The sequence below is a fragment of the Mucilaginibacter sp. genome (genome assembly GCF_041660805.1).
Taxonomy (GTDB): Bacteria; Bacteroidota; Bacteroidia; order Sphingobacteriales; family Sphingobacteriaceae; genus Mucilaginibacter.
The window spans coordinates 17,172-36,595 of sequence record NZ_JBAZVP010000023.1 but is presented as its reverse complement, the minus strand read 5'-3'; the positions used below and the strand labels follow the sequence as shown (position 1 = coordinate 36,595).

At 42.2% G+C, this 19,424-nt stretch carries 16 protein-coding genes; 9 read left to right on the top strand and 7 right to left on the bottom strand.

Annotated features, from left to right (window positions below; translation table 11 throughout):
- Nucleotides 1-43: 43 nt before the first annotated feature.
- Nucleotides 44-1,033, bottom strand: a complete 990-nt coding sequence (locus WC743_RS21105) for a zinc-dependent alcohol dehydrogenase family protein (protein WP_373015297.1) — start codon at nucleotides 1,031-1,033, stop codon at nucleotides 44-46.
- A gap of 86 nt (nucleotides 1,034-1,119) precedes the next feature.
- Between WC743_RS21105 and WC743_RS21100 the strand changes: the two genes are divergently transcribed.
- Complete coding sequence (locus tag WC743_RS21100) at nucleotides 1,120-1,986, top strand: AraC family transcriptional regulator (RefSeq protein ID WP_373015295.1); 867 nt, start codon at nucleotides 1,120-1,122, stop codon at nucleotides 1,984-1,986.
- Between the two features lie 45 nt (nucleotides 1,987-2,031).
- Here the strand turns inward: WC743_RS21100 and WC743_RS21095 are convergent, their stop codons facing one another.
- The gene (locus WC743_RS21095; protein ID WP_373015293.1) at nucleotides 2,032-2,631 is read right to left on the bottom strand and encodes an NADPH-dependent F420 reductase; all 600 of its coding nucleotides are present in this window, start codon (nucleotides 2,629-2,631) and stop codon (nucleotides 2,032-2,034) included.
- 198 nt (nucleotides 2,632-2,829) lie between these two features.
- Between WC743_RS21095 and WC743_RS21090 the strand changes: the two genes are divergently transcribed.
- Nucleotides 2,830-3,414: a Crp/Fnr family transcriptional regulator gene (locus WC743_RS21090; protein WP_373015291.1), complete on the top strand. Its 585-nt coding sequence runs from the start codon at nucleotides 2,830-2,832 to the stop codon at nucleotides 3,412-3,414.
- Between the two features lie 159 nt (nucleotides 3,415-3,573).
- Nucleotides 3,574-4,491 carry an NmrA/HSCARG family protein gene (locus tag WC743_RS21085; RefSeq protein WP_373015289.1) on the top strand — a complete coding sequence of 306 codons (918 nt, stop codon included), beginning with the start codon at nucleotides 3,574-3,576 and terminating at the stop codon, nucleotides 4,489-4,491.
- A gap of 198 nt (nucleotides 4,492-4,689) precedes the next feature.
- Here the strand turns inward: WC743_RS21085 and WC743_RS21080 are convergent, their stop codons facing one another.
- The 4 genes from WC743_RS21080 to WC743_RS21065 form a co-directional block, all read right to left on the bottom strand.
- Nucleotides 4,690-5,583 carry a glycerophosphodiester phosphodiesterase family protein gene (locus WC743_RS21080; RefSeq protein ID WP_373015287.1) on the bottom strand — a complete coding sequence of 298 codons (894 nt, stop codon included), beginning with the start codon at nucleotides 5,581-5,583 and terminating at the stop codon, nucleotides 4,690-4,692.
- Nucleotides 5,584-5,590: 7 nt separating this feature from the next.
- Nucleotides 5,591-6,727, bottom strand: coding sequence for an esterase (locus WC743_RS21075; RefSeq protein WP_373015286.1), 1,137 nt, complete (start codon nucleotides 6,725-6,727; stop codon nucleotides 5,591-5,593).
- 16 nt (nucleotides 6,728-6,743) lie between these two features.
- The gene (locus WC743_RS21070) at nucleotides 6,744-9,938 is read right to left on the bottom strand and encodes a carboxypeptidase regulatory-like domain-containing protein (RefSeq protein ID WP_373015284.1); all 3,195 of its coding nucleotides are present in this window, start codon (nucleotides 9,936-9,938) and stop codon (nucleotides 6,744-6,746) included.
- 233 nt (nucleotides 9,939-10,171) lie between these two features.
- On the bottom strand, nucleotides 10,172-11,998 hold the full coding sequence (locus tag WC743_RS21065) for a beta-L-arabinofuranosidase domain-containing protein (protein ID WP_373015282.1): 1,827 nt from the start codon (nucleotides 11,996-11,998) through the stop codon (nucleotides 10,172-10,174).
- 240 nt (nucleotides 11,999-12,238) lie between these two features.
- Between WC743_RS21065 and WC743_RS21060 the strand changes: the two genes are divergently transcribed.
- From WC743_RS21060 to WC743_RS21045, 4 genes are all read left to right on the top strand, one after another.
- Nucleotides 12,239-12,979, top strand: coding sequence for a sialate O-acetylesterase (locus WC743_RS21060; protein ID WP_373015280.1), 741 nt, complete (start codon nucleotides 12,239-12,241; stop codon nucleotides 12,977-12,979).
- A gap of 117 nt (nucleotides 12,980-13,096) precedes the next feature.
- On the top strand, nucleotides 13,097-14,218 hold the full coding sequence (gene hemW, locus WC743_RS21055) for a radical SAM family heme chaperone HemW (RefSeq protein WP_373015278.1): 1,122 nt from the start codon (nucleotides 13,097-13,099) through the stop codon (nucleotides 14,216-14,218).
- Nucleotides 14,219-14,402: 184 nt separating this feature from the next.
- Nucleotides 14,403-15,284, top strand: coding sequence for a cupin-like domain-containing protein (locus WC743_RS21050; RefSeq protein ID WP_373015276.1), 882 nt, complete (start codon nucleotides 14,403-14,405; stop codon nucleotides 15,282-15,284).
- Nucleotides 15,285-15,402: 118 nt separating this feature from the next.
- A complete protein-coding gene (locus WC743_RS21045; protein WP_373015274.1) occupies nucleotides 15,403-16,284 on the top strand; it encodes a cupin-like domain-containing protein in 882 nt (293 codons plus the stop codon).
- Between the two features lie 356 nt (nucleotides 16,285-16,640).
- On the opposite strand, the gene WC743_RS21040 is transcribed toward WC743_RS21045, so the two are convergent.
- Nucleotides 16,641-17,060, bottom strand: a complete 420-nt coding sequence (locus WC743_RS21040; RefSeq protein WP_373015272.1) for a DUF4440 domain-containing protein — start codon at nucleotides 17,058-17,060, stop codon at nucleotides 16,641-16,643.
- Between the two features lie 189 nt (nucleotides 17,061-17,249).
- On the opposite strand from WC743_RS21040, the gene WC743_RS21035 reads away from it, so the two are divergent.
- Nucleotides 17,250-18,140 (top strand): carbohydrate kinase, encoded by an 891-nt coding sequence (locus tag WC743_RS21035; RefSeq protein ID WP_373015270.1) that lies wholly within the window; start codon nucleotides 17,250-17,252, stop codon nucleotides 18,138-18,140.
- A 133-nt stretch (nucleotides 18,141-18,273) separates the two neighbouring features.
- The gene (locus WC743_RS21030) at nucleotides 18,274-19,371 is read left to right on the top strand and encodes a VWA domain-containing protein (RefSeq protein ID WP_373015268.1); all 1,098 of its coding nucleotides are present in this window, start codon (nucleotides 18,274-18,276) and stop codon (nucleotides 19,369-19,371) included.
- Nucleotides 19,372-19,424: the final 53 nt, after the last annotated feature.

Genomic DNA, 19,424 nt, shown 5'->3' with positions numbered 1-19,424 from the left:
TCCGGTCAAAAACGCAATGTTTTTTATGCTATTGTAAATTATTTTAAACCCCGTCTATATCAATGATCACCTTACCGGTAGCCACCCGCTGCTCTTGCGACTGATATGCTTTATCTATGGTTTCCAGTGTATAATGCCTGCCATCAACCAGCGGGGTTATTTTTCCGGCTTCAATCAGTTTTGTTGCTTCCCGCAGTATATCTCCGTGGTGAGACCTCCCCTTGCCAGAGATTAAGGGATATAATGTAAACACCCCAGAATAGGTAGCCCCATGAAATGATAGCGGCGCCAAATTATGCGTACCCCAGCCCAGTATGCTCAAAACATGCCCCGTATATTGTTTTACTGCTTTAAAAGAATCATCAAGCGTTGTACCGCCTACGGCATCAAAAATAATATCAAAGCCTGCACCGGCAGTGTGCTCTTCGGTATAATCTGTAACTGATAATGTTTTATAGTTTATTGGTGTTGCACCATACTGATGCATTAACTCATTTTTACCGGGATCAACCGTGGCAAATACCTGTGCACCCCTGGCCTTAGCCAATTGTACAGCTATATGCCCTACTCCACCGGCACCACCATGTATTAATACTGTTTTGCCTTCACCTGTGTTTGCCCTGTCAACCAAACCCTCCCATGCGGAAATAAACGCTAAGGGTATAGCGGCCGCCTGCCGCATATTCAAATTATGGGGCTTTAGCGCTAACAAGTCGGCATCTACAGCAGCATATTCCGCAAGGGAGCCCTGCACCCCGGCAATACCGCCGGTCATCCCGTATACTTCATCACCTGTTTTAAAGGTGGTAACATCTTCCCCAACAGCTTCAACTACGCCGGCCATGTCAATGCCCAATATGGCGGGTAAACTTACACGGGCATGTGCGGCCTGCCCTTGTTTAATCTTCAGATCGAGCGGATTTACACCACTGGCTTTAATTTTAACTAATACCTGGCCTTTACCCGCCACCGGCTTTTCAATTTCTTTTAATATGTATGGGGTATTAGTGCTTTCTAAAATAAGTGCTTTCATTTTTTATGTTTTTGATTGATCAAAGTTCAGGAAAAACGCAGCATTGATTGTTGTATTTATACATGATTATGTTGTACTTTTACAGCATGGTTAAGGATCATTTACGCGAACCATTTGAGTTGGTATTAAAAGAGTTTATGGATGTATGCCCACGGGGCCTTCATACGCATACTTTTTTTGAGCTGATATATATTGTTGCCGGTACCGGCAGGCAGTGTATTAACGAGATTGAGTTTGACTACAGGCCCGGTAATTTATTTTTGGTGGCGCCTAATGATACCCATGTCTTCAAGATAAAAGCCCCTACACAATTTTTCTTTATCCGTTTTAACAACATTTTTGTAAAAGCATCTAAAAAGGAAGATGAACTGATACAGCGCCTGGAATTGATATTGCAAAATGCACGCCATGAACCAGGTTGTATCTTAAAAAGTGAGGCCGACAAAAGATCAGTAACCCACTTAATGGGAATGCTCATAGGCGAGCATTTGCATCATGACCTGTATCATAAAGAATTGATAGCCCAATTGGTAAACACCCTGCTTGTGGTTATAGCCCGGAACATTAGCCAGGCGTTTCCCGAAAAAATAGATGAAACAAGCGAAGAAAAAGCGGTTGCTATTTTGCAATATGTGCAGGCTAATATTTACTATCCCGATAAGCTAAGGGCTCAGCAAATAAGCCGGCACTTTGGCATTGCCGAAACCTATTTGGGCAGCTATTTTAAAAAGCATGCCAATGAAACCTTGCAGCAGTATATTTTAAATTATAAACTTAAACTGATTGAAAACAGGCTCATGCAAAGCAACATGCGCATTACCGAAATTGCCGACGAGTTTGGCTTTACAGACAAAAGCCACCTGAACCGTATATTTAAAAAATACCGGGGGATGAACCCTACTGAATTCAAGAAAAGGCCCGGTGCAAAAACGAATTCGCATTTATTAATTTAGTCAACAAACTAAAGCATCCCCGCGGGGATGCTTTAGAAAAAACTTTTAAGATTTCCTGATAAGGTTTAAAGCGGCAAGCGGCCCTTTTGCTTGTTGCAATTTCCCGCCAACAGCCAGTGTCCCCAGATCTACAACGCTAAAGCCCAGGGTTTCAATAGTGGTGCTTACTTCTGTTTTAGCATTGGTATGATCGCCAGAAATAAATATTACCCGCTTCCCTATTGTTTCCTGCGGATTTGCTTCCAATACTTTAAAATAAAGGGTATTGAATGCTTTTACCAAACGTGCTCCCGGAATATGATCGGCCACTACTTCGCTTGAAGCACGGCCACCTAAATCTGCCAACTGGAAATCAGAAGTGATAAAATGATTAGTTGCATCAATAACTACACGGTCAGTCCAGTTGGTTAAAGGTGTAAGGGTTGATAATTGTGACCACGGCATAGCCAGCACAACAATATCGGCTTGCGCGGCTTCGGCAGGGGTACCGGCAATTGCACCGTCACCTAATGAGGCAATGGTATCTTCCAATAAAGATGGGGCTTTGCGGCTGCTTAATATCACCGAATGCCCCGCTTTTAATAAATGCCCTGCAATGGCTTTTGCTATATTGCCAGCCCCTATAATTCCAAATGTCTTTTTCATAAATCGTTTTATTTAATGCACAAAATTAGATAAACGGACCAGCGGAAAAGATGATCTGTATTAAGAAATCGGCTTGATCTAGATCAAGCCGGTTTGATGATTTAGTTAATGATTATCTTTACAGAATGGCTAATGAATGTTTTTTTGATAATGCTTACATTCAGCGGCACTATTCCTATAAAAGATAAATTTTAACAAATGTACAACCTGCTTAGAGCATACATTAATAAGGTTACTTTTTCCACTATCTCTGATGAGGAATTCAGTTTTTTTGAAGAGGCTTTCAGTATTAAAAAGGTTAAAAAAAGGCAGTTTTTACTGCATGAAGGCAGTATATGCAGGTACATGGCATTTATTGCGAAGGGAGCCATGCGCCAATATACCATTGATGAAAAAGGGATAGAACATATTGTACGTTTCGGGATTGAGGAGTGGTGGATGAGTGACCGCGAAAGTTTTTTGTCCCTCACGCCTTCAAGATATAACATTGAGGCTTTGGAAGATTGCGACCTGCTGGTTTCTACAAACGAAAAGCTGACCAGCTTAAGAAATCAATCGCAACTGTTTGCAAAACTGGGGCAAATTTTAGATGAAAAAAGTTATATCGCTTCACAAAAAAGAATTGAGATGACCATTAGCTATAGCGCCGAGGAGAAACTTCTTTTCCTGATGGAAAACAGTCCACAATTTATCCATCGTTTTCCGCAAAATATGCTGGCTTCTTATCTGGGCCTTACGCCAGAAACATTTAGCAGGGTACGTAAGCAATTGCTCATTAAATAAATTCCATTCTATCCCAAACAAGAAACCGGATTGATTTAGATCAAGCCGATTTCTTGTTTTATATCATTCGCCTTTTATATGGGTTGACAGACCTTTGGGCAGATCGCGCAGTTGATACCTGCAACTCAAAAACAACCGAAAAAGATATAAAAGATAGTAATGTTTAAAAAAGAAAATATTATCCTGGTAACCGGGGCCACCGGGTCACAGGGAGGCGCTGTTGCGGCGGCTTTGTTAAAGAACGGAAATAGTGTACGGGTAATCGTTCGTCAATCTTCAAAACATTCCAAAGCTGCAGATGAACTGGAAAACGCGGGGGCAGAAGTGGTAATTGCCGATATGGATGATATTACGTCAATTGAAGCGGCTATGGCAGGTGTATATGGGCTGTTTTCTGTTCAGGGAATGGATAACGGGACCAACTCCGAACGCAGGCATGCAGATACGCTTGTAGCCGCTGCTTTAAAAACCGGTATTCGTCATGTTGTTCATGCGTCTGTTAACCAAACCGGCAATCATGAAAGCTTTCCTGATTGGGATACTAACAGATGGAACAAAAAATACTGGTTAGATAAGCAATATGCCGAAGAAACCATCAGAAACGCAAGTTTTAAACATTGGACAATATTAAGGCCCGTCTTTTTCATGGATAATTTTATAGCCCCCAAAGTATCTTTTATGTTTCCAAACCTTGTAAATGCTCAAATAGCTGTTGCCTGGAAACCAGCGTCAAAATTACAGCTAATAGCTGTAGAAGATACCGGGACATTTGCTGCCGCCGCGTTTAATAATGTGGCCAAATTTGATAGGCACATAATAGACCTTGCCGGTGATGAACTTACTATTGTTGAAATTGCTGAACAAATCACTAAGGTAACAGGAAAAAAGATCAATGTGGATTGTGTTAGCGAAGCAGAAGCTATTAAGAGAGGCACACATCCTGGTTTTGCAAATGCACAGGAGTGGAACAACTACGTTGGATATAATGCAGATATAAAAAGCTTAAAAAACCATCGTTTACCTACCACATCATTTATGCAATATCTACAGAAAAACAGGAACTTATTGCCCTTATAATCAGTATTCATCGGGCAGTAGCTTAGGCCCTACACCTTGGCTTCTATCCTTTTAGTAAAAAATAAGCCTAAAGAAAAAGTAACTATACCCTGCACAATATTAAGTGCATATAAAAAAATATCGCTGCCATGCTTTCTGGGAGGCATGGCAACGATATTCGGTAATTACGATAGGATAAATATCCCTTCGTTATGATTGTTAGTTTTTTTGATAGCTGCCAAACAGGGTAACCAGTCTATCGGGATAATCAGAAATTATACCGTCAACTTTCAGTTCGGCCACTTTCTTCATTGCGGCTTCATCATTAACCGTCCATGGCAATACCTGCACTTTGCTCTGGTGCGCCTGCTCAACAAAGTTGTTATCTATCATGGTGTAATAAGGACTAATAACCTGCGGTGTAAAGCCCAGCTTTTTAATGTTATCTGCAAAACTATCTTTGTTAGAAATCAGGTATGATAACACCTGCTTAGGATAGCTTTTGTGCAGTTCTTGTAAAGGCCTTACATCAAACGACTGAATGGTAACTCTTTTGGTTACTTTTTTTGCTTTCAATACATCCATTACCAATTTAACAAAAGCATCGGGCGCCGGATGAGCAATACCATCTCCGGATGGGGCGCTTTTAATTTCCATATTGTAATAAACCGGCTTTAAGTGATGCGCTTTTACATAATGCTCTACACTATCAATCAGTTCGGACAGCAGGGGCTTATAGGTTTTCAGCTTCTTTTGATCTGGAAATTGTGGGTGGGGCTTTGTGCCGCCATCATAACTCCTCACCGTGTCATAAGGCATGTTATAGATCAATAGTCCTTTTTCTTCTGCTTTGCTAATAGGGCTGCCATTCGGCTTCAGCATAAAATCTGCAGACATGTAGGTATCATGCGATACTACCACCTTATTATCTTTTGAAATAACGCAATCAAGCTCCAGGGTCTTTACACCCAGGTCAACCGCATGGATCATGGCTTCAATCGAATTTTCGGGCATTAACGCGCGGCCACCCCTATGGCCCTGCACATCTAATTTTTGCTGTGCCGATGCAGTAAGCGCCAGGCTGAATAAGCTCATTGTTAAAATATATTTCATATTGGTATTAGTTTTTGAATAGTAACGGTGCAAACTCAGTAAGGTACCTGCGCCATACCTGGTAACTGTGCACGCCTTCGGTTTCCTTATAATCAAATTTAATATTCTTTGTGTGAAGCCAGTCTATATACTTTCTAACAGATGGCGCCAGGTAATCATCTTTACCAATAGCTATCCATACCAGCTTTAGTTTTTTGTTTATAGATTCATCCAAATTGGGGAATGCCTTAGTATAATCCGGATCAAGCAAAATAACCGCCGGACTAAACACGCCCACGTAATTAAACACATCGGGGTTATTTAAACCCGCATCTAACGACTGCCCGCCGCCCATTGAAAGGCCTGCAACAGCCCTGTAGTTTTTAGTTTTACCTGTATTATAAAGCCCCTCAACCATCGGGATAACCTCTTTTAGTAAAGCAGCGATAAACAGCTCCTCATTCTTTTTATAAGCCTCCTTGCTCCTTACCCCGGTAGCAGGGTCAAACATTTCTGGTGCCCCATAACCCAGTGTATTTACAATTATCATGGGTTTGGCTTTTCCCTGGGCTATCAGGTTATCCATAATGATGTTTTCGCGGCCCGCGGTAACCCATGCGCTGGTTTCGTCAGTAAGGCCATGGAAAAGGTATAAAACCGGGTAAGGCTCTTTCCTTTTGGGATCATAGCCGGGTGGTGTGTAAACCCGCATATCACGCTGATCGCCAATTAACTTCGACCTGAAAAAATGCTGACTTAATACACCATGCGGCACATCGTTCAGCTCCCAGCTTAGGTCTTGTGAACCGGGTACGTGTGCCAAACTCTGGCCCAGCGCCCGCTTAAAAAGCGGTTTAATGTAAGGGTTATTAGGATCTGGTAATACAGTGCCATCAACAGAAAAGGTATAACGGTAAATATCCGGCGCAAAAGTTTCTGTATAGCTCCAAACTCCGCCGGTATCTTTTACCATTGGCCTTGGTTTGGCATCATCCATTATCAGCATTACTTTTTTAGCATTTGGCGCCATAAACCTAAAAGTTACCCCGCCATTTTTATCAACCTGCGGCGATTGCAGGTTCTTTGGTGCAGTTGCCGTAACAGACTGTGCCTTAACCCCGGTAAGGGCAAGGCACAGCATGATCGTTATGAAATATTTTATCATATTGATATTATAGAAATTAAAAACCGTAACGTAAACCTAACTGAAACTGGTAAGGATTGCCTGTTGGCGTTATCACACCCGTATTTGCGTTAACAGTGTAATTGTAATTGGTTGTAGCCGCGTTAAAGCCGGTTAAAGAGTAGATACTTTGGTTACCCATAGTTTTAATTACACCTTTGTTTTTGTTTAGCAAGTTGGCCACGTTAAACAGATCACCTGAAAATTCAATGTATTGTTTTTTGGTGAAGGTTATAAAGCGCTTAGCTATGCGGATATCCCACTGGCCATAAAAACCATTGATACCGCCGTTTCTTTCTGCCACTTTACCAATGCTTTTACGCACATAATCTTTAAGGCTTTTGCTTGCGTTAGGGTTATCCAATATTGCCTGGATACCATTACGTGTTGCCTGCGGCACACTTGTATTATTAGGGTCAAACACGTAAGCAAGGTCATTTGAGGCTACAAAGTCGCCGTTTACGTTACCCGCTACTATTAATGAATACCTGGTACCACCAATACCTGAGTATCTTACACCAACACTAACACCATAAAAGGTTGGCAAGGTTCCGTAAACAATAATCTTGTTCCTGAACTGGTTATCAGAAGCTGTCATTTTGCTCAGGTCGCGCGGGTCATCTTTTACAGGCAATGCTAAAGTTGCCGTATTAGCTACGTTACCGTTGTAAGAAGTATTATCCTTACTATCGTTATAGGTGTAGCTGAAAGATACTTCGCCATCTTTAAAATACCTGAAGGTACCATCAAATACAAAAGCATATTGGTTTACCTTACCATCGCTGTTTAAGGCAAGCACACGGCCTACACGTTCTGTTTTACGGCCTTTTGTCCAGTCGGCAGCACCATTGGTTGTGCTGATCGTATTAGCCGGAACATATACGCCACGGTTATCTTCGTTTGATAACCTAAAGTAAGGCTGATCTACCATGTTAGCATCAGTGTACATGTAGTTATTTCTGGCTAAGCTTAAGTAAGCGCTCACCCCTAATCTTAAACGCTCGGTAATAAAACGGTTGTAAGAGAAGTTAGCTTTGTATACTACCGGGATCCTTACATTTTCCCTGTTCAGGTTAATGGTTGATAAACGGGAAACGCCGGGTATATTAAATAATTCGGCACCCGGAGATGTTAAAGGATCTTTACGGTAAGCCGGGAAGTTAGGGTTTGGCACCAGGTTTGGCCCCGTAGCCGCACGGGTAATATCTACCGCGGCTAATTTTGTACCATCAAAAACCATGTTATTGATCATGGTATAGTTCAGGATATCTGATCCAAACATACCACCACCTAAACGGATGATGTCTTTTTGTCTTTCGCCGATGTCCCAGGTAAATTGTACCCTTGGCTGAATTTGGAAAGTATTTAATGAATGATCTGTTTTAAGGCCCAGGTCATCATATACTATCTGGTTAAAGTTTGGCTTATCAAGATAATTGGTATAATCGGCCCTTACACCTGCCATCATTTCCAATCCCGGCGCTAATTTGGTTTGCATCTGCGCGTATAAACCTGTGTTAATAAAGTTTTGCTTAACACTTGGATCCGCCACTAATGGAATTTCACGGGCGTAACGGTACGGGGTAAGATTATTAAAGTTATCCATACCGGTGAAATAGAAACGGCCGTTCACTTCGCTGCCATACCTCGAGTTCATGTGGGTGTACATCAGGTCGGTACCAAATGTAAAGTTGATCTTATCGGTATTGTAGTACAAGTTATTTGTTAATTGCGATACATCGCTAAAGAAATACTCCGGCGCATAACGCTGGCCGCCTAACTGAATTGAGGTAAACACGTTTTTACCATCAACAGTTGATTGCACCCTTTCTACAATTGCACGCGGAATAGTAGCATTATTTGCAGGAAGCTGAGCACCCTGGATACTTTCTACCGATGCCGACAATTGCTGCACCTTTAACTCGTTTGTTAAATGTGGCGACAGGGTAGAACGCAGTGTTGCTAAAGTACTGTTACTTTTGTTTCTGCTGCTGCCATAAACTTCGTACAAATTAATGGCTGTATTATCGCCAATGTTTTGGTTGTTCAAATCATATATGTAGTTATTGCTTACGGTTAGTAAATTCTTACTGTTCAACTGAAAATCTACACGAGCATAAAGCGCTGTTGTATTTTCCTTTTTATCGAACGAGCCAATTTGGGGTGAGCTGGCAACGCCGTATTTACTGCGGGCAATACCTAAGTAAGTATCTAAGGTAGCCTGTGTTACAGCGTAACGTTGCTCATCAGCCACAGTTTGTATATCTGCTATTTGCAAAGGCCTTGCATCGCGCTGGTGATCATATGCTACAAAAAAGTGCGCCTTATCTTTTACAATTGGGCCACCTAATGAGAAACCGTACTGATAGGTAGAGAAAGGAACATTACGCTTATTACCACGGGTATCGTAAGGAGATGACAATTCATCGGCCCTTACAAATGCAAACGCACTACCTGATAATGTATTTGTACCAGATTTGGTTGCCGTGTTAATAGTACCACCGCCGCTGCGGCCATAAGTAACATCATACTGGTTAGTTACTACCTTAAATTCCCTAACCGCTTCAATAGAAATTGAATAAGGTGCACCTGTACCTGCTGTACCGCCAAAAGTAGCGTTCTTAGCGGTCATACCATCAATGGTAAAGTTGGTAGATGTAGCCAGCTGACCAGAGATACTACCGCCCCTGCTTAGCGGAGAAAGATCTATCAGCGAGGTAAAGTTTCTTCCGTTTACCGGCAGTTTGCTGATATTTCTTGAATTGACAGATGTTGATGCGCCTAAATTGGGGATGTTATTCTGCATGCTTGATGCATTAATTTCCACCACATTCAGGTCATTTGTTGCCGCCTTCATTTGAATATCAAGGCGAAGCACGTCACTTAAATTAAGTGTGTAACCGCTTCTTTTTTGTGTACCGTAACCCATAAAGCTTACATTAACGGTATATGGCCCGCCTAATGGCAATTGCTTAAAAGTATACTCGCCTTTTGGATTGGTAACCGTGGTTGTTGTAAAACCGGTAGACTCGTTACGCACCTGCACGGTAGCGCCTGGTATTGTTTCTTTTTTTTCGTCGGTTACAGTACCCTTAATACCGGCTTGTGACGTTTGTGCCAAAGCTGTCGTTCGCCCAAGGCAAAACATTAAAAACAACAGGATAACCGTTGAATTTCGTAAAAAATGTAACATAAGTATTTTTGTATTTAGTGTGAAGCGAAAATATACCCGCCCGGTTAACCTAAATATGTGCTTACGTTACTATATCAATAAGAATTTCAAAGTTTCGCCTCCTCCATTTTAACAAAAGGGGAGTTTTAATAATAATTTAATAACCATGAGGAAACATAAAGGTTAATCATAATTGATTAAATGCCTATTCAATTAATTAGAATTATATACCATAAAACTTAATACCACCATCCCTATTTTCCTTTCCAGGGTTCGGTCATGGAGTTATCCTGTTTAAGAGAACCGGTATCATCAGGTGCAAAATCAAAGGTGAAAAGCATATAGCCATGCCGGTCAAAGGTAAGTGCCGATACGGGCCGGATGATAGTCCTCATATACGAAGGATACCCGCCATGTTTATAAAAAGCTGTCAAGTAGCTGTCTGTCCCTTTAATTATCTGCGAGGCATTCTGAATGGTTTTTCTATAAATGATATTAGCATTGGGCTCCGCCGTAAAGGTGGGGTCTATTTTATCATCAACAGCAAGCAAATACGGGCCATATAACAGGTTGCCCTTTACATTTGTAGTGATCTTATTTAATGCGGTCAACCCCGTATTGGTTTTAACTTGTATAGCATACTTAAACCCGATTGTTATAATATCGCCTTGTTTTACAGTATTTTTTAGGGTGATGTATTTGCTGCCCGGTTTAATTGCAACTGCTGCTCCGTTCACTTTTAGCGTTGCAGCCTCTGCCCAATTGGGGATCCGCAGGCTTAAGGAATCATTACCCGGCCATTTATTGATACTGATATTGTAAGAATGCATGCCCGCCATAAACCCGCCTTTCCTTATAGAGATATCGCAATCGGCATCCCTATAATTTGTCTCCAAATACAGGTTCAGTTTACGTACGCCTTTTTCTTCACTCAGTAAAAACCGGTCTCTCACCTCATACATCGCCCTCAAGCCATGCATGCTGCAGCACCACCAGGCGGTGTGCAAATAATCGGGCTTTGAGCCCGATTCACTAAGCAGGTGGTGACCGAAATCGCCGGTATAATACTGGTTAAAATACAGCGCGTTCAGCAATGCGAATTCTCCCTTTTCCAGATAAGATTCATCATGCGATAACCGATAAAGCTCCAGGCTCAGGCGCACAAAATCGGCAGTTGAGCAGCCTTCATCCCTTTCGTTTTTCGCCCCAAAATACTCGTTAACGCTGCCCAGGGTATTGTAATCTTTCGACTGCACTAAATCATCATAGGCTTTTTTAACATAGTTGAGGTGTTTGGCATCATGGTTATATTCATACAGGTACAACACGCCCCGCAGGGTAGTTAAATAACCATGCGAATGCTGTACGCCCCTTTCGGGCATTACGGTATATATTTTTGCCGCAGCCGAAGCGTACGCGGGGTCATTGGCAGCTTTTGAAAGCATCACCAGTCCTTCTACATACTGTGTAAAGCAAATAATTCCGGTGGCGCCAAGTCCATCCAGTTTTTTCACCACTGCCGGCTCAGCACAGGCCTGATAAGTATTTAAGAAAAAATCGCCCAGCCTGCGGGCGGCTTTTAACACCGCGGGGTCCTGGTAATGATCGTAATAGGTCATCAATCCTACTAACAACCTGCCGTTGCCCCAAAGCAGCGCCATATGTTCCGGGCCAATCTGGTCGGCCGTAAATTTCAGGGAGTCGCTTCCAAACCTGCCGTCTTTCTTTTGATAGGTAAGCAGTTGGTTAACAATTTGTTTAACATTAACCTGCGGATTATCCTCACTAATGAGCGTCATCACCTCAATGAACCTGCCTGAAAGATCACCGCTAAAATTGTAAAAGCGTCTTGGGTTTTTCAGGTTGATATTAACATCCGCCAAAACAAAATCATCAGTAAAAACCGGAGCTACCGAATTACCGGTGAGCCGCTTAATGGTCATGTTCATCCTGTAAGAAAATTCTTCGCGTTTAGCCGCCTTTTCTTTGAGATCTTCCTTAACGGGCTTAACCTGACTAATGGCAAAAAATGGTATAATGAGCGTGATTAAATAAATCAAATATTTTACAACTCTTTTCATCGGTATACTTTATAAAAGGTTAATTGGCAGGTTATAACGAAATTATGCTTTTTCAATCATCAAAGGGAGAACAAAAAGCATTTTCTTCCTGCAACTCCCGTGGTGCTAAACCTGGTTTCGTTAAATTTACTTTAATAACCAAAGCCCAAACATTCATTTAATGGTATATTTGGTTGCTTACCAAGCAAAAATTAACGTTTATTTCAGATGCGTCGCCAATTATCTCTTATCATTTCATTAATGTTTGTGTGTCTTTTTGTATCTGCCCAGGACAAGCCCGACCCTAATTTTCATTTGTACATTCTGATAGGGCAATCTAACATGGCTGGCAGAGGCGTTATAAGCGACGAGTTTAAAAATCAGGGGAACCCTAATCTTTATATGCTCGATAAACAGAACCAATGGGTAACTGCTAAAAATCCGCTTCATTTTGATAAGCCTAAAATAGTTGGTGTAGGCCCGGGAATGATGTTCGGGATCCGGATGGCCGAAACGGATCCAAAAAGTAAAATCGGATTGATCCCCTGTGCGGTAGGAGGTACAGCAATTGACGCATGGGAACCCGGAGGGTATGATAAAGCTACCAACACACATCCTTACGATGATGCAGTTATCCGGATAAAAGAGGCTATGAAATTTGGCGTAATTAAAGGCGTGATCTGGCATCAGGGTGAAGCAAACAGTACTGCTGAGCAATCAAAAACCCATCTCAATCAATTAACAGCACTTATTGAAAGGGTAAGGGAACTTACAAAAAAACCGGATCTTCCTTTTGTAGTTGGTGAGCTTGGCAGATACCGTGCAGACTATCAATATATAAACCATGAACTTGCCCGGCTACCTGCCACGGTAAAAGTTACAGCAGTTGCATCATCAGAAGGCCTCGTTGATAAAGGCGACCAAACACATTTTGACAGCCCGTCGGCAAACGAAATGGGAAAGCGAATGGCCGACAAAATGATTAAGCTTCAAAAGAATTAAAGGCATCATTTCGGTAGAATGGATAATCTTTATCTGCATATCTGAAGAAACTCATAATTGCGTTTACCTTTGCAATTATTGGCGTACAGCTTTAAACAGGTACTGAATATTTAAAACATGGCCGGAATTTATCTTCATATCCCTTTTTGCAAGCAAGCCTGCCATTACTGCGATTTCCATTTCAGCACATCGCCTAAGTATAAGGACGAGATGGTGCAGGCCCTTTTAAAAGAGATCCATCTGCAAAAACGGTATTTAAATAACGAAACTATTGAGACCATCTATTTTGGCGGCGGCACCCCTTCGGTACTCTCGGCAGATGAGATCTACCAGCTTATCAATACCATTACCGAGCTGCACACCGTAGCCGCGGATGCCGAAATAACACTGGAAGCTAATCCCGATGACCTGGACCATCACAAACTGAAAGCCTTACGCCAAACACCTGTAAACCGTTTCAGCATTGGTATCCAATCCTTTTTTGATGAGGATTTAGCGTGGATGAACCGTGTGCACCGCAGTAGCGAGGCCGAGGCATCGGTAAAACGCGCGCAGGATATCGGTTTCGAGAACATCACCGTTGATCTGATTTATGGTTACCCCCTGCTTACTGATGTTAAATGGAAGCATAACCTAAATACGGCATTTGAGCTGGGCATCCCTCATATATCTGCCTATTCCATGACGGTTGAACCGCAAACCGCACTGGCTACCTTTATCAGCAAAAAGAAACAGCCGCCCATGAGCGATCAGCAAAGCGCCGGGCAATTCAATATAATGCTTGATGCTATGCAAACTAACGGCTTTGAGCAATACGAGATCTCAAACTTTTGCAAACCGGGCCATTACTCCCGCCACAACTCCAATTATTGGAAAGGCGTAAAATACCTGGGCATTGGCCCATCCGCACACTCTTTTAATGGCGATACCCGGCAATGGAATGTGGCCAATAATGCCAAATACATAAAGGCTATAACCGAAGATACCATACCTGCCGAAACGGAAGTATTAACAGAAGAGAACCGTCTGAACGAATATATTATGACAGCCCTGCGCACCAAATGGGGCATAGATCTGGATAAACTGGATGCCATTGCAGCAGGTTCATCACATGAATTGTTAAAAGCGGCCAGGCATTATTTTGATGATGGCAGCATTACCCAAACCGGCAATATCATAGCGCTTACACCCCATGGTAAGCTATATGCCGATAATATCGCATCCGCTTTATTCTTTTAATTACAGTTTGCAGTAGGCAGTTTGCAGTGAGCGGTTAGCAATTTTATTTGCGTACTGCAAGCTGCTCACTGCAAACCGGGAACTGCTCACTGCAACTGTTTTTGTCAAAAAAACATCAGAATAATGCCTAAAGGATAATTAAATATCTTAATTAATTATTTTTGCGTGTTAAATTAATATAAACATGAGTTTGTCATTAACCCCCATTGACAGAGTTGACAACATCAGTAAAACTGATTTTATTAATAATTATTTAAAGCCCCGCAAACCCCTTATTATTAACAAGGCTACCGAAACCTGGCCCGCATTACAAAAATGGACGTTTGATTACCTTAAAGAAACGGTGGGCGAACGGGTTGTACCATTATATGATAGTTCAAAAGCCGATCCATCAAAACCGATAAATGCATCGGCTGCCGAAATGAAGTTTGGCGATTATATAGACCTGATACAAAAAGGCCCGACAGACCTGCGCATTTTTCTTTTCGACCCCATAAAGCATGCTCCAAAACTGCTGGATGATTACCGCTCACCTACCGACCTGATGGGTGGTTTTCTGGATAAGTACCCCAATATGTTTTTTGGCGGGCAGGGTTCCGTTACTTTCCTGCATTATGATATTGATCTTGCGCACATCTTTCATACCCATTTTAATGGCCGTAAACATGTGATACTGTTTGAACAGAAATGGAGCGAACGGCTATACTGCATTCCCTTTGCAACTTATGCGCTGGAAGATTACGACCTTGAAAACCCCGACTTTAACAAATTCCCGGCCCTGAGTGGTATTGAAGGGCAGGAAGCAATTTTAGAGCATGGCGAAACCTTGTTTATGCCTACCGGTTACTGGCACTGGATGAAATATCTGGATGGCTCGTTCTCTATATCATTACGCGCCTGGGACAGTTCATGGGGCATTAAAGCTAAAAGCCTGTATAACTTAACCATACAACGCAAATTTGATGACATCATGAAAAAGAACTTCAAAAACCGCTATATGGATTGGAAAGAAAAACTGGCCATAAAGCGTGCCCATGAAGCGCTGGCAGCAGGCAAGCCGCAATAGTTTCACATATTTTTAACTTATTTTTAACAGGTAGTGCATTTTTATTTTGTTATTTTGATAACTTTCGGGTAATACTTACGTCCTAATAGTAATTATTTATAACCCGATTTGTCAAGATATGAGCTTTATATTGCGCCCTATTGATACTGTTGAGAATATCAGTGCCGAGGATTTTAAGGAAAATTACCTGAAACCCCGCCGCCCGCTGGTGATAAAGGGCCTTACCAAAAGCTGGCCGGCCCGCGATAAATGGACACCTGAATACTTAAAGCAGGTGGTTGGCAAAAAGGTAGTACCACTGTACGATAATTCAAAAGCCGATCCGTCAAAACCTATCAATTCATCAGCTGCAGAAATGCCCTTTGACGAATATATAGACCTGATCAAATCAACCCCTACCGAACTGCGCATTTTTTTCTTTAATATATTTAAGCAAGCCCCCCAGTTACTGGATGATATTGTTTTCCCTAAAGACCTGATGGGTGGCTTTTTAGAAAGTATGCCCTCCATGTTCTTCGGTGGCTCCAATTCTGTTACGTTCTTGCATTACGATATTGATCTGCCGCATATATTTCATACCCATTTTGGCGGCCGCAAGCATGTCATATTATTCGAGAATAAGTGGAAACGCCGTTTATACTGCATCCCTAACGCTACCTATGCGCTGGAAGATTATGATGTATTAAACCCCGACACAAAAAAATTCCCTGCCCTTGAAGGTGTTGAAGGCACCGAAGTATTTTTAGAGCATGGCGATACCCTGTTTATGCCAACCGGTTACTGGCACTGGATGAAATATATTGATGGCTCGTACTCATTAAGCTTACGTGCCTGGGATGCCTCCATTACCCGCAAAGCAGCCAGTTTATACAACCTGGCTATAAAAGGCGGGGTTGATAGCTTGCTAAAAATGGCTTTCAAACAAAACTATGCCAAATACCGCGAAAAACTGGCCGTAAAATGGGCTGAGAAAGAACTGGCAGCCGGGAAACCCTATTAATTAATTTTTATACACTCGCTCGGCTCCAGCCGGGTGAGCACTATTATAAGGCCTCCGGCCGCTTCAAAAAACAATATTAATTGCACACTGCGGCGAGACGCCGCCTAATAATCGTCACTCGCCAAGAGGCGAGCGACGGCATTTGTGTTCCACCATCGCTCGGCTCCAGCCGGGTGATAACTATTATAAGGCCTCCGGCCGATACAAACAATATATTACCTGCACACTGCGGCGAGACGCCGCTTAATAATCGTCACTCGCCAAGAGGCGAGAGACGGCATTTGTGTTCGTCCGCCATCGCTCGGCTCCAGCCGAGTGATGACTATTATAAGGCCTCCGGCCGCTATGAGCAATATTTAACTCGTATGGTCGCAAACTATCTTCCACTCTCCGTTTATCTTCCTGAACCAAAGGGTAAAATAGCCGCCGGGACTATCCTTTTCACGCGCAAGGCTCCAGGCGCCCATAACAAAAGCATCCTGCTTACCTAATAATTCAACTTTATCAATCCTGAAAGTAAGCTTGCCCATGGCGGCTTTATCAGGGTATGTTTTCTTGTAATTGTTTAATGTAGTTTGCCAACCATAGGCAGGCCCGCGTTTGCCAATAAACATCAGGGAGTCCGATTTCCAGTAGCCTTGCATAAATCCTTCAACATTACCATTGCTCCAGGCGGTTTGCTGGTCGGTCATTAATTTAATAATTGCCTGCTTGTCCTGCGCGTAGGTAAGGCAGCATATCAGAAACAATAAACAAGTGAGAATAAGCTTTTTCATGTGCTAATATAACGATTTGCATGACCCGGATTTTAAAGAATTTGACCAATAAGCCTAAAACTTTTATCATTTGTATCTAATTTTAACCCCTTGTTACCTAATCAGCATGTTAAAATAGCAACAGTTATTTTTATTTTAACACATTAATACCATAAATCCTATTTAGCTTTGCATCTTTACCGTTCCTTTATGAAAAAACAGGTTTTATGTTTCGGCGAAGTTTTATGGGATGTAATTGGCAAAGAAAAAAAAGCCGGCGGAGCCCCTATGAATGTAGCAAGGCACTTAGTGCAGCAACATGTTGATGTTTTATTTGCCAGCCGTATTGGTAATGATGCATCCGGCGAGGAGTTGAAAACATTTTTAAAGGATAACGGCCTGTACAGCACCCTTATTCAGCAAGACGAGAAACTGGCTACCTGCGAAGTAAAAGTTAAGTTAGATGCAGCGGGACAAGCAAGCTATATTTTCCCTGAACATATTTCATGGGATAATATTGTTTTGGATGCCAACCTGATTGAGAGCGCTAAAAATGCATCCACGATAGTTTTTGGCAGCCTGGCCAGCCGTGATAAGGTAACACATGATACTTTACTAAATCTGCTTAACGAAACAGATGCCGTTAAAATATTTGATGTAAACCTGCGCCCGCCATTTTATACATTAGCAACTATTGAAACCCTTGCAGCAAGGGCCAGTGTAGTGAAAATGAACGAAGAGGAAGCAAACCTGCTTATTGGCGGCGGTAGCAGCGATCTGAAAGAAAAGATAACCGAGTTTAGGAAAAAATACCATACCAAAACTATTTGTGTAACCCGCGGCGAAAACGGTGCTATTATCTGGCATGATTATGAATTTTTTGAGCATCCCGGTTTTTGCGTTAATGTTGAAGATACTGTTGGTGCCGGCGATGCCTTCCTTGCAAGTTTTATTGCAGGCATTGTAGCTAATAAGCCTATGCAAAGGTTGTTAAATGATGCCTGTGCCATTGGTGCTTTTGTTACTACTAAGCGCGGGGCCAACCCGGTTTACAATCGCGACGAGATCAATAACATCAAAAAAAGCATCAGCGTAGGTTAAACTGTATACTCCTTAACAAATTCTGGTTTGGTTATGGCTATTGTCATGCTTAGTTAACAATTGCTTTTAAATAGCACGTTTTCAAACTATTCATTTAAATAATCCGTTACTTTATACTAAGAAAGGGTACAACATGCGCGGTTTTGGATTTTCACAGTTTAAACCCAATCAAATTCCCAAAGGCGGATTTGAAGAATTACTAAAATTATTCCTGGAATTATTGAACTATACCGCCGGCGACGCCGGGGAGGCTTTAGCGTGGCTTAATGAGTTAGATAAACAATACAACATCACCAATGACGAATATGGCATGGGCGATTTTATTGATGAGCTAAAGCAAAAAGGCTACCTGGATGAGAATAAGCAAAGCGGCGAAATAACCATCACCGCTAAAACAGAGCAAAGCATCCGCCAGTCGGCATTAGAGGAGATCTTTGGTAAGCTCAAAAAATCAGGAAAAGGCAATCACCGTTCTCCGCAAAGCGGGCAGGGCGATGAAAAAAATGCCGAACGCCGTGAGTTTGAGTTTGGCGACAGCCTTGATCAGATAGACATGACACAATCTATCCACAATGCGCAGGTTAACCACGGCATTGGCGATTTTATGATGACCGAGCGCGACCTGGAAGTAGAGGAAATGGATTATAAAACCCTCACCTCTACTGTGCTGATGATAGATGTATCACACTCCATGATCTTATATGGCGAGGACAGGATAACCCCCGCTAAAAAAGTAGCGATGGCGCTGGCCGAACTGATCCGCACCAAATACCCTAAAGATACTTTGGATATTGTTGTTTTTGGTAACGATGCATGGCCAATAACCCTGCAAGACCTGCCTTACCTGCAAGTTGGCCCCTACCATACCAATACCTATGCGGGTTTGGAACTGGCAGCTGATATACTGCGCAGGCGAAAAACACATAACAAGCAAATATTTATGATAACCGATGGTAAGCCTACCTGCTTAAAAGAAGGCACCAAGTATTATAAGAACAGTATTGGTCTTGACCGTAAGGTTGTGAACAAAACGCTTAATATGGCCGCACAATGCAAAAGGCTTAAAATCCCTATCACCACATTTATGATAGCGAAAGACCCTTACTTGCAGCAGTTTGTGCGTAAATTTACCGAAACCAACGGCGGCAAAGCTTTTTACAGCTCGCTAAATAATTTAGGGGAATATATTTTTGAGGACTACGCTAAAAACAGAAGGAAGACGGTAAGATAAATATGCGGATGTGAATATGTGCAGATATGCAGATTAAAAGCCCCGTAAAAACA